General features: G+C 51.3%; 11 protein-coding genes. 8 read left to right on the top strand and 3 right to left on the bottom strand.

All coding sequences use genetic code 11. From position 1 onward, the window contains the following. Positions 1-96: 96 nt before the first annotated feature. Complete coding sequence (gene preA / locus ACO0K8_RS17130) at positions 97-1,380, bottom strand: NAD-dependent dihydropyrimidine dehydrogenase subunit PreA (protein ID WP_422947874.1); 1,284 nt, start codon at positions 1,378-1,380, stop codon at positions 97-99. Beyond that, on the bottom strand, positions 1,373-2,746 hold the full coding sequence (locus ACO0K8_RS17125) for an NAD(P)-dependent oxidoreductase (protein ID WP_422947873.1): 1,374 nt from the start codon (positions 2,744-2,746) through the stop codon (positions 1,373-1,375). The genes preA and ACO0K8_RS17125 overlap by 8 nt, the downstream gene beginning before the upstream one ends. A gap of 319 nt (positions 2,747-3,065) precedes the next feature. Between ACO0K8_RS17125 and ACO0K8_RS17120 the strand changes: the two genes are divergently transcribed. The 7 genes from ACO0K8_RS17120 (at position 3,066) to ACO0K8_RS17090 (ending at position 11,587) form a co-directional block, all read left to right on the top strand. Further along, positions 3,066-3,809, top strand: coding sequence for a TetR family transcriptional regulator C-terminal domain-containing protein (locus ACO0K8_RS17120; protein WP_422947872.1), 744 nt, complete (start codon positions 3,066-3,068; stop codon positions 3,807-3,809). Between the two features lie 429 nt (positions 3,810-4,238). Next, on the top strand, positions 4,239-6,266 hold the full coding sequence (locus ACO0K8_RS17115) for a M13 family metallopeptidase (protein ID WP_422947871.1): 2,028 nt from the start codon (positions 4,239-4,241) through the stop codon (positions 6,264-6,266). Between the two features lie 91 nt (positions 6,267-6,357). Continuing rightward, positions 6,358-6,885: a hypothetical protein gene (locus ACO0K8_RS17110; protein WP_422947870.1), complete on the top strand. Its 528-nt coding sequence runs from the start codon at positions 6,358-6,360 to the stop codon at positions 6,883-6,885. A 93-nt stretch (positions 6,886-6,978) separates the two neighbouring features. Next, positions 6,979-8,001 (top strand): rhomboid family intramembrane serine protease, encoded by a 1,023-nt coding sequence (locus ACO0K8_RS17105; RefSeq protein WP_422947869.1) that lies wholly within the window; start codon positions 6,979-6,981, stop codon positions 7,999-8,001. Between the two features lie 220 nt (positions 8,002-8,221). Continuing rightward, positions 8,222-9,646, top strand: a complete 1,425-nt coding sequence (locus tag ACO0K8_RS17100; protein WP_422947868.1) for a tetratricopeptide repeat protein — start codon at positions 8,222-8,224, stop codon at positions 9,644-9,646. A 178-nt stretch (positions 9,647-9,824) separates the two neighbouring features. Beyond that, positions 9,825-10,700, top strand: a complete 876-nt coding sequence (locus ACO0K8_RS17095) for a MipA/OmpV family protein (RefSeq protein ID WP_422947867.1) — start codon at positions 9,825-9,827, stop codon at positions 10,698-10,700. A 164-nt stretch (positions 10,701-10,864) separates the two neighbouring features. Continuing rightward, a complete protein-coding gene (locus ACO0K8_RS17090) occupies positions 10,865-11,587 on the top strand; it encodes a flagellar brake protein (protein ID WP_422947866.1) in 723 nt (240 codons plus the stop codon). Between the two features lie 186 nt (positions 11,588-11,773). On the opposite strand, the gene ACO0K8_RS17085 is transcribed toward ACO0K8_RS17090, so the two are convergent. Beyond that, on the bottom strand, positions 11,774-12,283 hold the full coding sequence (locus ACO0K8_RS17085; protein WP_422947865.1) for an Lrp/AsnC family transcriptional regulator: 510 nt from the start codon (positions 12,281-12,283) through the stop codon (positions 11,774-11,776). 190 nt (positions 12,284-12,473) lie between these two features. On the opposite strand from ACO0K8_RS17085, the gene hppD reads away from it, so the two are divergent. Beyond that, complete coding sequence (hppD, locus tag ACO0K8_RS17080) at positions 12,474-13,589, top strand: 4-hydroxyphenylpyruvate dioxygenase (RefSeq protein ID WP_422947864.1); 1,116 nt, start codon at positions 12,474-12,476, stop codon at positions 13,587-13,589. Positions 13,590-13,602 lie beyond the last annotated feature (13 nt).

Raw genomic sequence — 13,602 nt, 5'->3', positions numbered from 1 at the left:
CCTTCTCGTACTAAAGTACTGCCTTCGGCGGTACGCCTAGCTGGAACAATTTTGCGTAAGTCCTGATGCGGAAATACCATACTTAATCTAACAGGTTTAATTCTGCCCGGCTAGTTCGGCACGCGGATTGCGCGGATCTTGTGTCCAATTCATATACGGTTTTCCTGTTTCCTGTGCCAGCATCGTAATACAGCCGGCTACCGGGCAAGTGATCTCACACAGATTGCAACCCACGCATTCTGCTTCGTTGATCTGGTACTTGCGCCCGCCATCGTCCTGAATCAATTGATGGATAGACTGGTGCGAGGTATCTTCGCAGGCGATATAGCATTTGCCACAGCCTATGCATTTGTCTTGATCGATCTGGGCAATCGCCTGATAGTTCATGTCCAGGTATTTCCAGTCTGTGGTATTGGCGATCGCCTTGCCGCAAAAATCGTCGATTCGGGCGTAGCCTTTTTCATCCATCCAGCGCGATAAACCGTCTTTCATTTCTTCGACAATACGAAAACCATGCAGCATCGCCGCCGTGCAAACCTGTACCGAGCCAGCGCCGAGCGCGATAAATTCTGCCGCATCGCGCCAGTTGGAGATACCGCCTATGCCCGAAATCGGTAAGTCTTGCGTGGCCGGGTCACGCGCGATTTCGGCCACCATATTTAAGGCGATAGGTTTGACGGCAGAGCCGCAATAACCACCATGGGTGCTACGCCCGCCGACTATCGGTCTGGCCACCATTCTATCGAGATCGATAGAGGTAATCGAGTTGATGGTATTGATCAGCGATACCGCATCGGCACCACCGTTTTTGGCGGCACGCGCCGGCTGACGGATGTCGGTAATATTAGGTGTCAGCTTGACGATTACTGGTAGTGAAGAATACTGCTTGCACCAGCGCGTGATCTTCTCCACATATTCTGGCACCTGGCCGACTGCCGCACCCATGCCGCGTTCTGGCATGCCATGCGGGCAGCCGAAATTGAGTTCTATGCCGTCCGCTCCGGTGGCTTCTACCAGTGGCAAGATGCTGCGCCAGGCGGCTTCTTCGCAGGGGTACATCAGGGACACGATCATGGCGCGGTCTGGCCAGTCTTTTTTGACCTGGGTGATTTCGCGTAGATTAATTTCTAGCGTACGGTCGGTGATCAGCTCGATATTATTAAAACCCAGCACCTCGCGATTTTTTCCGTAATGGGCCGAATAGCGCGAAGAGACATTCACCGCAGGTGGATCTTCTCCCAGGGTTTTCCAGACCACGCCACCCCAGCCCGCCTCAAAGGCGCGCACCACGTTATACGCTTTATCGGTGGGTGGTGCCGAGGCTAACCAAAACGGATTAGGTGCTTTGATGCCGGCAAAATTGATGCTCAGATCAGCCATGATGGGCCTCCATGTTTGAAGTCAGATCGCTATGTATGGCGAGCGCCGCCAGTTTGCCATGTTGCACTGCCTGCACCGTCAGATCCTGGCCGGGCGTCACGCAATCACCGCCTGCATATACGCCGGTAAGATTGGTTCTGAACTGTGCATCGACTCCTATCTTGCCTGCGTCTTTTTGCAGTGTGAGCGCCAAGGCATCGCTGATAGAATGTGAGTCCAAGGTTTGGCCTACGGCTTTAAAGATGGCGTCAGCGGCAATCTCAAAACTCTCGCCGGTGGCGATCAATTGACCTGCATACAATTTGGTTTTTTCAAAGCGCATGCCGCGTATGCGGCCGGCCGCATCTAGTAATACGGCTTGCGGCTGCGCCCAGAGTTTAATTTTGACTTGATTTGATTTGGCGATCTCTTGCTCATGCACGGTAGCCGACATCGATGCCATATCACGTCTATATACGATAGTGACTTCTTCGGCGCCGAGGCGCGCTATTTGCACCGCCATATCGATGGCAGTATTGCCCGCGCCTATTACCAGCGCCCGTTTGGGAACAGGTAAGTTGCTCAAATCCTGCGCCTGTCTGAGTTCTGCGATGTACTCGACTGCGGCTAAAATGCCGGGCGCATCTTCTGCCGCTAAACCCAGGCTGCGGCTGGCAGTTAAACCCAGACTAAGAAACACTGCATCAAATTTTTCCTGGAGCTGCTGCAACTGCAAATTCGCGCCCAAGCTTTGACCGTAGTGAATTTGTATGCCGCCTATCTCTAGCAGAAAATCGATTTCACGCTGCGCGTAGTTATCGGTGAGTTTGTATTTTGCGATACCGTATTCATTCAGACCGCCCGCTTTGGCGTGTGACTCGAATATCTCTACCTGGTTGCCCAGCATCGCCAGTCGGTGTGCGCAGGCCAGGCCCGCAGGGCCGGCACCGACGATCGCTACGGTCTTGCCAGTTGCAGGCGCGGCCTGAAATGGATGCTGCTCGAAGTGCATATGATCGATCGCGTGGCGCTGCAATAGTCCAATTTTCACGGGCTGGGCTTCGGCATCGTGATTGCGCACGCAGGCGTGCTCGCACAAGATCTCGGTAGGGCAAACGCGGGCGCAACTGCCACCGAGGATATTTGATTGCAAAATGACTTTGGCCGCGCCATTGATATTTTCATGCGCGATATTGCGGATGAAGCTGGCTACGTCGATCTCGGATGGGCAGATGCGGCTGCACGGTGCATCGTAACAATACAGACAGCGTTCGCTTTCTATCTGCGCCTGGCGCGCCGTTAAGGGCGGTGCCAGATCGCTGAAGGCCGCGGCCAGCGTTTCTTGGCTGGCTTGTGCATGGGGTAAATGTCGTAGAGCATCTATCATGATCCATCCCTCAAAATGTCTGAATTAGGACTTACGCAAAACCGCCCCAGCGTCCTCGTATCCGGCTTGCCATACTACTGTCGTCGGCGGCACGCTGTAGCGGGAATAATTTTGCGTAAGTCCTATGAATATTGGTCTAGCCAAATACAACAAATTTCGCAGAAACTTTACCAAGTGGTAAAACTATGATGCCATAATAAACAGCAGATCGACCATCTTGATTGATCGCCTTGTAAAGTTTTTATCCTTGTGGCCCGATCTCAATGTGTAGACCCTCAGTATGTGATTGCAGCAGGATACATAGAAAAAGTGCTTAAAAATGCCTGAAAAATCCGTCAAAAAATCAGAACGCATCGTTGTGAAAAAGCCACGGACGGCTAAATCAAACGGAACAGCAGCGAGTTCTGTCGTATCTGCGACTGCAGCGACGGTGGCGACAACAGCAACACTAGCCGCTGACAAGCGCGGCAAGCTTGAGACGGAGATCTTGCGGCACGCCGTCACCATGTTCGCCGAATGCGGTTACCAAGGTACCTCTATTGCTAGCATCGCCCAGCAAGCCGGCGTATCGAAGCAAAATCTGCTGTATTACTTTGCCAGTAAACCCGCTCTGTATCAGCGCGTCTTGGACGATGTGCTCGATGTCTGGCTAGCTCGTATGGATAGCCTGGCTGATGAGAGCCGCGAGCCGCAAGAATTATTGCGTAGCTATATCCAAGCCAAATTACGTTTTTCACGCGAACATCCGAGTGCTTCTAAGGTGTATGCGATGGAAGTGATCGGTGGGGCAAAAATCTATGGACAGCAGATACGCTCTAAAGTTATCCCTTATCTGCGCAAGGATATCGCCAGCTTCGAAAAATGGATGAGCGAAGGCAAGATCGCTACCGTCAATCCCACCCATTTGCTGTTTACCATCTGGGCCATGACGCAATCCTATGCCGACTTTTCTACCCAAATGAATCTGGTGTTGAATCAAAAGAAGCTCAGCGCAAAAGATTTTGAGGCTGCCGAAAAACTGATCGTCGATATGGTGTTAGCGGCGGTGGCAATACACAATTGAATCTCAATATTTGTCCGTATAGGCAGAGGGTACACGCATAATCCATGCGCCTTGCAGCCTGATTTGCCTCGGAAAGGCGCATGGAATATGCGTATCGACTTTTGGGAACTTCTAAAAACCACTACTCGGATGCATCGCGTTGTTGCAAATTCTCGCAATAGCGAGGTATAGCTCTGGATCGTGCCTTGCGCTGCATCTCGATGAAGGCGTTTTTTTAAGCGGTCTTTTAACTTTAAAAATAACAAGAAATTTTTGCTTGTCAGTAAATATTTTTTTGCAGACTCTTTGGAACTTGCCTGTATGCTGCTAGGTCAGAATAGCCAGGCGTTGACTGGCGGCCCGACTTGCCTCAGGCGCCGCAAAATATTTCTGCTTATTTACAGCTTTATCCGGCTGAAAAAGCGTGCTCCATTACCCATAAAGACCACTATGAAATCTTATTTACTCAGTACTCTCACATTCTCACTGCTAGCTAGTTTGGCTCAGGCTGCTGCGCCTTTCGGTTCTGGCGTACAAGCACAGGCTATCGATACTACGGTGCGCGCTCAGGATAATTTTTTCCGCTATTCGCAAGGCAGCTGGTTAAAGAGTACCGAGATTCCAGCAGATAAATCCGATTGGGGCAGTTTCATGAAGGCACGCGAAGATGTGCAGCAACAATTGCGCGGCATCGTAGAAGGAATCGCGGCGTCAACTGAAAATACGCCAGGTTCGGATAGGCAAAAAATCGCCGACTTGTATGCCAGTTTTTTAGATGAGGCCAAGTTAGAGCAACTAGGTTTGCAGCCGCTGAAGGCTGAAATGACCAGAATCGCCGCACTCAATGATAAGGGCCAGATCCCGGCCTTGATCGCGCATTACAATCAGATCGGCGTCGGTGCTCCATACACTTTAAATGTGCATCAGGACAATAAGGAGGCGACCCGCTATGTGGCCGACATCAATCAGTCGGGTTTGGGCCTGCCGAATCGCGATTACTACCTTAAGCTCGATGATCCCAAGACCAGCGAGGTACGCGCCAAATATCAATTGCATGTAGAAAAAATGCTCAGCCTGGCGGGCAATAAAGAGGCCGCTGCGAATGCCGGCCTGATCCTTGCGTTGGAAACTGCCATGGCCACGGCACAGTGGAGCGCGGTAGAAAACCGTGATCCGGTTAAAGGGTATAACCTGACAACGATTGCCACACTGCAGGGTAACAGTTCAGCCTATGACTGGCAGGCCTACTTTGAGCAAATCGGGATACAGGACCAGACGACTAAGGTGAACATCAGCCAGCCCAGCTATCTGCAGGGCTTTAGTGAAATCATGAAAAACACTCCCCTGACGGTCTGGCAGAGTTATTTCGAATGGCAGCTCATCAACAGTTATAGCCCCTATTTGTCGTCGGCCCTGGTGGCAGAGAATTTTGCGTTTAAGGGCGCAGTATTGAGCGGTGCCAAAGAAAATCGCACACGTCAAAAAAGAGCGATTTCCCTGGTCGATCAGACGCTGGGTGAAAGCATAGGTCGCAGCTATGTAGAAAAATATTTTCCGGCTGAGCGCAAGGAACAAACCGCCGCGATGGTTGGTCATTTCCTGACTGCCTTCAAGGAAAGCATAGAGCACCTTGACTGGATGAGTTCTGAGACTAAGAAGGAAGCCCAAATCAAGCTCGCTAAGATTAAGGTTAAGGTCGGATACCCAAATACATGGCGCGATTATTCCGCATTGACTATCGCCAGGGATGATCTGCTGGGTAACGTGATGCGGGCGCATCAGTGGGAGGCGCAGCGTGAACTAAATAAACTGGGCAAAGCGATCGATCATGAAGAGTGGAGCATGACACCGCAAACCGTGAATGCGTATTACAGCCCGGAGATGAATGAAATCGTGTTTCCGGCGGCGCGTATGCAGGCACCTCTGGTGGATGTGAATGCGGAAGATGCTTTTAATTATGGCGCGCTGGGTATTTCTATCGGACATGAAATCAGCCATGCCTTTGATGACTCCGGTTCGCAATACGATGGCGACGGCAATCTGCGCGACTGGTGGACTAAAGAAGACCGGGTCCGCTTCGCAGCCAAAACCAAGGTCTTAGTCGATCAATACAATGGCTATAGCCCGGTGCAAGGTCATTTCTTAAATGGCGAGCTGACGCTGGGTGAAAACATTGCGGACAACGCCGGTATTGTGATGGCCCTGAAAGCCTATAAAATTTCACTGGCTGGCAAACCGGCTCCGGTAATTGATGGCTGGACCGCCGAGCAAAGATTATTTATGGGACTAGCTCAGGCCAGACGCAACAAGGCACGAGAACAAAGAGCGCTGGCGCTGATCAAAACCGATCCGCATTCGCCAGCCGAGTTTCGCGTCAACGGCAGCCTGAAAAATCTAGCAGATTTTTATCAAGCCTTTGAAGTCAAGGACGGCGATAAGATGTATTTGTCCCCCGAGCAGCGCGTTACTATCTGGTAAGTAAGGTGCAAGCAGCGGTGCCCTAGAACGCCGTTGCTTGCGGCATAATGACTGATTTTCTACACCTGAATTGATTTGGCATGGAGGCGTAATGAATAAGATATTTTCAACAAAACTCAGCGCTGTGCTCGTGGGCGCACTGTTGATAGGCGGTTGCGCCTCTTACGGCGGCAGCTCACTACAGCCCGGTGTTTCCAGCTTACCAGAGGTGCTGGCGACTATGGGGGAGCCGGCCATGCTTTGGACTAATCCGGATGGTAGCAAGCAACTGGCGTATCCGCGTGGGCCCTTAGGCACGCAGAGCTTTATGGCCTATCTGGATGCAGACCAGAAACTGCAGCGTATCGATAAGGTGTTGGAGATGGCGGTGTTCGCGAGGATACAGACTGGGATGAGCAAAGAGCAGGTGCTGCGCCTGATCGGGCCGCCGCAGCCGCAATCCACGCAATATTTCAAAGCAAGAGACGAGCTGGCATGGTCGTGGTTGTTTTGCGATAGTTGGAATACGCAGGCTTTTCTGGATGTGCTGTTTGATGCCAGCAGCGGCACCGTACGCTCGGTCGGACAAAGACCGAATCTGGTGGGGCGCGATGGGATTGCTCCCAGTTGCGGTCATTGATCTCGTGAGGTCGGTATGCGACCCAGGAGCGTTTGCATTTACACCGCCGCAAATACGCGGCAGCTATTATTGATCATTGATGATTGACGCCTCATGCAAAAAATAAAACGCTACTCTTCGGTTTCTATCGTACTGATAGTTCTGTGCGGCATCGTCGCGCTATTGTCACGCCTGGGCGAGGCGCGTGGAGTATTAGTGCCTCTGTTTATTGCCAATCCGGGCAGCGAGGGGTTGAGCGATATTTTGCATGGTCAGGTCTGGCGTCTGGTGACGCCGATGTTCATCCATTTCGGTATCATGCATTTTGTATTTAATATGATGTGGGTCTGGGATTTAGGTAAGTTGATACAGGCCAAAAAAGGCGCGGGTTTTTATGTCGTCTTCGTGCTGGTAGTGGCGAGCATGTCGAATCTGGCGCAATACCTATTTGCGCATTCGCCGTATTTTGGCGGTATGTCGGGCGTGGTCTATGGCCTGTTTGGGTATATTTGGATACGCGGTCGTTATGACGCCAAGTTCTCTGCCGATTTGCCCAAGACCACGGTGAATATGATGCTGATCTGGTTCCTGCTGTGTTGGACCGGCTTACTCGGTCCGATTGCCAATTGGGCGCACACCGTAGGTTTGCTGGTAGGTGCGCTGTGGGCTTACCTTGGCACGCGCTCGATTCCGGCAATCACTGCGGCAGATCGTGCGCCTAACAAGCAACGCCTCGAATACTTGTCGATGGCCGACATGTTGTTGCTGGAGGAACAAAGACGCTGGGTGCGTGAACACTCTCTGCCTGAGGCCCAGCACAACTATGAGAGCGTGGCCGGTAAACTGAGCATCATAGACGCCATCGTGCAAGAAAACACTAGCAGTCAGACCCTGAGGCAGCTCAAGCAAATGCTGGCACTCGATACCGCGCTGGGCGATGCGCTGGTGCAGGACACTGGCGCCCAATGGGCGGTATTGGCCGATGATGATGACAACCGGCAACCGGTACTGATGAAAGAGGGTGCCAGCATGCAGGTGTTGGCAGTCAATGCGATCTCGACTTTATTGCAGCGCGGTGAAGCTATCGTGGTGCAGCAACTATTTGACGATGCCCGTCTGCGCCTGCTACAGGAATAAGCACTGAGTATGGCGTCAGCTTGGCGCGTAATTGGGCTGCACGAATACCATGGCGCATAGGGCTAGACAGAGTGGTTACGCATGCTGCGACTGTCTAAAACCCCACACATTCGCGAATTTATTGCTTTATTGGCTAATTAATCAGCTACTATTTGACAGCTTATTCGCGCCGCAATAGCGGCTTTTTCTGCGCAATTCTGTGTATTTTTTTCGCTATTCTATGTCTCGTGATTTTTGCTTTCTTCGTCCGCTTTGCCCGTTCCTGCGCCACCTGCTTGCTGCCTTACTGTTATTCAGCAGTTTTTACTCTAACGGCGCACTCGCCGATGCACTGAACGTGGCTATTGCCGCCTACGAGCGTGCCGATTACTCACTTGCTTTACGCGAACTAAATAAACTGTCTGTTCACCCTAGGGCGCAACTGACCTTGGGCATGATGTATGAAAATGGGCAAGGGATAGAGCAGGACTACGAACGTGCCCTGAAACTTTACCGGCAGGCGGCAAGCCAGGGTAATCCGGTTGCGCAAACTAATCTTGGTCGTATGGTTGAGTTAGGTCGTGGTGTGGTTCCGGATGATGCAGTCGCCTTAAGCTGGTATCGGTTGGCGGCGCAACAGGGCAATCAGCGGGCGCAAACTAATCTGGCGGTGATGTTGCAAAATGGTCAGGGCAGCGCAGTTGATCTTGCCGAAGCGCTCAAATGGTGCCAGTTGGCAGCCGACCAAGGTAATGCCAGGGCGCAAACCAGTCTCGCTGCAATTTACGAAAGTGGTGTTGGGGTGCCGCAGGATTATGCGCAGGCGTTGAAATGGCTGCGTCTGGCTGCTGCGCAAAAATATGCCAAGGCGCAAGCAAGCTTGGCTGCCATGTATGTTGATGGCCGAGGCGTAGTGCAAAATATTCCCGAGGCTAAGAAGTGGTTTAAGCTGGCCGCGGCTCAAGGTAATAGTGCCGCACAATTTGCGCTCGGGCTGTTGTATTTTAAGCCGGAAAGCGGCGAGCCAAATTATGCAGAGGCACAGAAATGGTATCGCCTGGCAGCGGCGCAAGGTCTGGCCGCCGCGCAAATCAATCTGGGGCAAATGTACGCCTATGGACAAGGGGTCGCACAAGATGATGCTGAGGCACAGCGCTGGTACAGAATGGCAGTGGCACAGGGTGGTGCGGTGGCGCAAACCAATCTGGGCTATATGTACGCAAATGGACGCGGTGTGCCGCAAGACTATGCGGAAGCGTTGAAATGGTATCGGCTAGCAGCAGAGCAGGGTTATGCCGTGGCCCAGAATAATCTTGGAACGATCTACGAAAATGCGCTAGGCCAAGCTCAGGATTATGCCCTCGCTTTACATTGGTATAGCCAGGCCGCGCAGCAACGATATGCACATGCGGCGAATAATCTGGGCCTGATGCTGGCCAAAGGCTTGGGCGGCAAGCAGGATTACGCGCGCGCCTATTTGTGGTTTAGTCTGGGGGCGGCCTTGCAGCATGAGGATGCCTTACGCCATCAAGAGCTGCTAGCTAAACAGATGAGCGCACCGGAAATGGCGCTGGCGAAGAGCTTGATGGAAAATTGTCGGACGGGGAATTTTCAAGAATGCGGTGCCTTGCAGGACCTGAACCCAAATTTAAGTGCCGCTAAATAAGCACCAGGTAGCAAGCGCTTAAGCTTGGCTGAAACACGCAAGCCTGGATTTTTCTGCCGTTTTTCTGGTATTCGTTGCGGCAGTTTGCTAGAGTTCGTCGCAAACAGTAAATTTGCATGTGGCCAGGACGCACAGACGCACAGACGCACAGACTCAAAGAGAAAACGCCCCCCTCATCATGAATACGTTCACGCACACTTGGTGCAAATTTTTAGCTATCTCCGCCCTGATAATTTTTAGCGTGAACGCCCTGGCGAAGGGCGGCAACGATGATGATGCCGATGATGAAGAACAACCGCAGCTTGCTAGTCAGACACAAGCCCGGTCGCAGACCTGCGAAAAGATAGAAGCGGCACGCTATGTCGGTCTGGAGTTGAGTCTTGAACCTGAATATATGGGGTCTCATCAATACAGGCTGAGTCGCTCTCTGGTGTTCGAATACCAAAATCCTAACGGCTGGTTCGCCAGTAGCAAGCGTGGCTTAGGCTATACCGTGCTGGACGATACTTATGAGTGGAGTGCGGCGCTGAACTATCGTAGCGGGCGTACCGAGAGCAGTAATTCTGGCTCTATCAATACCGGTTCTGCTAGTTTACTCGGCATGGGCGATATTCTGCTCTCTGCCACGGCGGATCTGTCTTTGAACATCCCGGTGACGGAGCAGCTCAGCGTTGGTCTGCAAGCCGAATTGCCTGTGACAAATCGAGATAATGGAAACTTATACAAACTCGGTGTTAACCTTAGTTTGCTCGACCTTAGTAAGGATCAGCTCGACCTTGAGCTGCTTGTTAGCTATGCCGACGCCGCCTATGCGCAGACCAATTATGGCGTCACGCTAGGCCAGCATCTGCGCTCTGCTTATCCGCGCTATCAGGGCCAAGCGGGCTTAGAATCGCTGACCGCCAGTGTGGAATGGAATCATGTCTATAACGATAAGTGGGCACTGCTTTCTAGTTTGGAAATTAAACAATTACTTGGTAATCCGGCAGGCAGTCCATTGAGCAAAAATAAAACCAATGTTAGCCTCGCGGTCAGCTTAAATTACAGCTTTTGATGCGTCAGGCGCCTAGTTGCTAAGTGCAGCTGGCGATTAACGCCAAAATATAAATTTGCCAAATGAGCTCGATGAGTAGGCAGGCGATACTGAGCCAGACTACAGAAAAATGCCGACTGCTTGTGCTCTGTTATCCTTTTTTAATTTACCTCATCAGACAAAAAATGAGTTCTGGAAAAAATTTAGCTAGTAAAGAAAGCGACTCCCAATTTTCTTTTGCCGATATGCGTTTGCGGGTCGGTGATCGCATACAGTTACAACTGCCGGTCTCGTGTGGTGACGAACGGGCCTTTGTGAAAGTCATCGGCCATCTCGATAACGTTAGCTTCCTAGTTGGCGCACCGCTGGTGCTCGGCAATCGGCCTTCCTTGCGGGAAAACGATAAGGTGGTGGTGCGGGTGTTTTCGAATCAAAAGGCATTTGCTTTTGATTGTTACGTAAAGCGCGTCAACAGTGCCCCTTTTGCGTATATGCACCTGTCCTTCCCCGAGAAAATTCAGGGCTCGGTGGTGCGCAAAGACCCGCGCATCAAGTCGCGTATCATCGCCTCGGTAAAAATCGCCGGTAGTGCCAATCCGGATGAAAAATTTTCGGTCTTGATTACCAATCTCAGCGCTGCTGGTGCTTTGGTGACGACCAATCGGCCCTTGTTTGAAAAAAATCAAAAACTCTTGATGTCGTTTCAAATTAAATTGCACCACATCGAAAGTCTGATGATGGTCAGCGCTGTCATCAGAAATATTAGCGAAGACGAGCGTAGCGACCCCGACGCGCCTGTCAGCATCAGCCACGGCTTACAGTTCGTCGATGTAGAACCAAATAACACTATGCTGCTGCATAGCCTGATCTACCAGCAAATGATAGAGCAACCGCACACGGTGGTATAGTGGCAACGCTCCTATTTAAAAAAACGCACCCCGCCACTACGCATATTCCATGCGCTTCTTCAGGCACACCTGCTTGAAACCCGCATGGGATATGCGCGCTGGCTGGGGTTGTTTTAAACTTTTCCCAGTAGAGTTTTATGGCGAAGTCAGCCTAGTGCCGATGAAGGAAGTCCTGTTGGAGCATTGCTAACTGGCTGCTGCGCTCATCACCGGTAAGGCTGTGGTGTCCTTGATTTGTTGTAAGGCAAAGCTGGATTTCACATCGAGTACCGCGGTGTGGCGCAGCAGCGTTTCCATCATGAAGCGTGAAAAATGATCCATATCTTCGACGTGGACGCGTAGTAAATAATCCATTTCTCCTGTCATCGCATAACAGGCAACCACTTCCGGCCATTGTTCCACCGAGGCAGAAAAATCGCTACGCGGTGAGCGTGATGTACCTTTGCCCGGCGCTTCATTATGTTTCTCTAGTCGCACGTTCACGTAGGCGAGTAAGCCCAGGCCTATCTTGGCCGGCTCCAGCAAGGCCACGTATTTGCGGATGACGCCGGTTTCTTCCAGGCGCTTGATGCGGCGCAGGCAAGGCGAGGGCGACAGGTTGACGCGTTCGGCCACTTCCTGATTGGTCAGCCTGCCGTCGGCTTGCAAAATCGCCAAAATCTTGCGGTCTATCTTGTCTAGTGGGATTTTAGTCATAGCCTGCTAATAATATTATTTATCTTGGCATATTATTGCGCAATTTTCTCAATTATTGGGGTATTTTGCAATTTAATGGCGCGGGCTGCGTACTATACTGAGTGCTTGATCTATATCAAAGTTAACTGAAATTTTGATGTGGTGAAGTAAAAATCAACCTACAAATGCAGTACATATAAAGGAGACACGCATGGAAATCCAGACTTGGGACAACCCTATGGGCACCGATGGCTTTGAGTTTATCGAGTACGCCGCCCCCGATCCTAAAGAGTTGGCCGAATTGTTTGGCCGCATGGGTTTCATTGCGATCGCCAAGCACAGAACCAAGAACGTCACCTTGTATCGTCAGGGCGATGTGAACTTCATCATCAATGCCGAACCGGATTCATTCGCACAACGTTTCGCTCGCAAGCATGGCCCTTCCGTTTGCGCTTTTGCGCTGCGCGTCAAGGATGCCAATCTGGCATATAAACGTGCCTTGGAATTGGGCGCATGGGGTTTTGACAATCAGACCGGTCCTATGGAGTTGAATATTCCTGCGATTAAGGGTATCGGCGATTCTCTGATCTATTTCGTCGATCGCTGGCAGGGCAAAGATGGCGGCGAACCTGGCGCTATCGGCAATATCAGCATTTATGATGCCGATTTCGTGGCGATTCCCGGCGTCAACGCCAATCACAAAGGCAATGGCCTGACCTACATCGATCACCTGACGCACAATGTGCATAGGGGCCGCATGAAAGAATGGTCGGATTTTTATGAAAGCCTGTTTAATTTCCGTGAAGTGCGTTACTTCGATATCGCTGGTAAGCATACTGGCCTGAAATCGAAAGCCATGACTTCGCCTTGCGGCAAGATACGCATACCTATCAATGAATCTTCAGACGATAAATCGCAAATTTCCGAATACCTCGATCTGTATCACGGCGAAGGCGTACAGCATATTGCGATGGGTACCGATAATGTGTATCAAACCGTCACCGATATGAAGGCTTCCGGCGTCGATTTCCAGGACACCATAGAAACCTACTACGATCTGATCGATCGTCGTTTGCCGGGGCATGGCGAAAACGTAGCCGAGCTGCGTAAATTACGCATTTTGATGGATGGTAAGAGCACAGAAACTTCACGCGAATTGTTGTTGCAGATTTTTACTACGACCGTGATCGGCCCTATCTTCTTTGAAGTAATCCAGCGCAAGGGCGATCAAGGTTTTGGCGAGGGCAATTTCCGCGCCCTGTTTGAATCGATAGAACTCGATCAGATACGCCGCGGTGTATTGAAAGACGAGAAAGCCAGCGCTTAAGCTGCGCTCAGAA

The sequence above is a fragment of the Undibacterium sp. Ren11W genome (assembly GCF_049340485.1).
Taxonomy (GTDB): Bacteria; Pseudomonadota; Gammaproteobacteria; order Burkholderiales; family Burkholderiaceae_D; genus Undibacterium.
This window is presented reverse-complemented; position numbering and strand designations above follow the sequence as displayed.

What these genes read in the sequence shown, in the direction of transcription:
- preA (WP_422947874.1), bottom strand. Translation starts at nt 1,380, where the DNA reads ATGGCTGATCTGAGCATCAATTTTGCCGGCATCAAAGCACCTAATCCG.
- ACO0K8_RS17125 (WP_422947873.1), bottom strand. Translation starts at nt 2,746, where the DNA reads ATGATAGATGCTCTACGACATTTACCCCATGCACAAGCCAGCCAAGAA.
- ACO0K8_RS17120 (WP_422947872.1), top strand. Translation starts at nt 3,066, where the DNA reads ATGCCTGAAAAATCCGTCAAAAAATCAGAACGCATCGTTGTGAAAAAG.
- ACO0K8_RS17115 (WP_422947871.1), top strand. Translation starts at nt 4,239, where the DNA reads ATGAAATCTTATTTACTCAGTACTCTCACATTCTCACTGCTAGCTAGT.
- ACO0K8_RS17110 (WP_422947870.1), top strand. Translation starts at nt 6,358, where the DNA reads ATGAATAAGATATTTTCAACAAAACTCAGCGCTGTGCTCGTGGGCGCA.
- ACO0K8_RS17105 (WP_422947869.1), top strand. Translation starts at nt 6,979, where the DNA reads ATGCAAAAAATAAAACGCTACTCTTCGGTTTCTATCGTACTGATAGTT.
- ACO0K8_RS17100 (WP_422947868.1), top strand. Translation starts at nt 8,222, where the DNA reads ATGTCTCGTGATTTTTGCTTTCTTCGTCCGCTTTGCCCGTTCCTGCGC.
- ACO0K8_RS17095 (WP_422947867.1), top strand. Translation starts at nt 9,825, where the DNA reads ATGAATACGTTCACGCACACTTGGTGCAAATTTTTAGCTATCTCCGCC.
- ACO0K8_RS17090 (WP_422947866.1), top strand. Translation starts at nt 10,865, where the DNA reads ATGAGTTCTGGAAAAAATTTAGCTAGTAAAGAAAGCGACTCCCAATTT.
- ACO0K8_RS17085 (WP_422947865.1), bottom strand. Translation starts at nt 12,283, where the DNA reads ATGACTAAAATCCCACTAGACAAGATAGACCGCAAGATTTTGGCGATT.
- hppD (WP_422947864.1), top strand. Translation starts at nt 12,474, where the DNA reads ATGGAAATCCAGACTTGGGACAACCCTATGGGCACCGATGGCTTTGAG.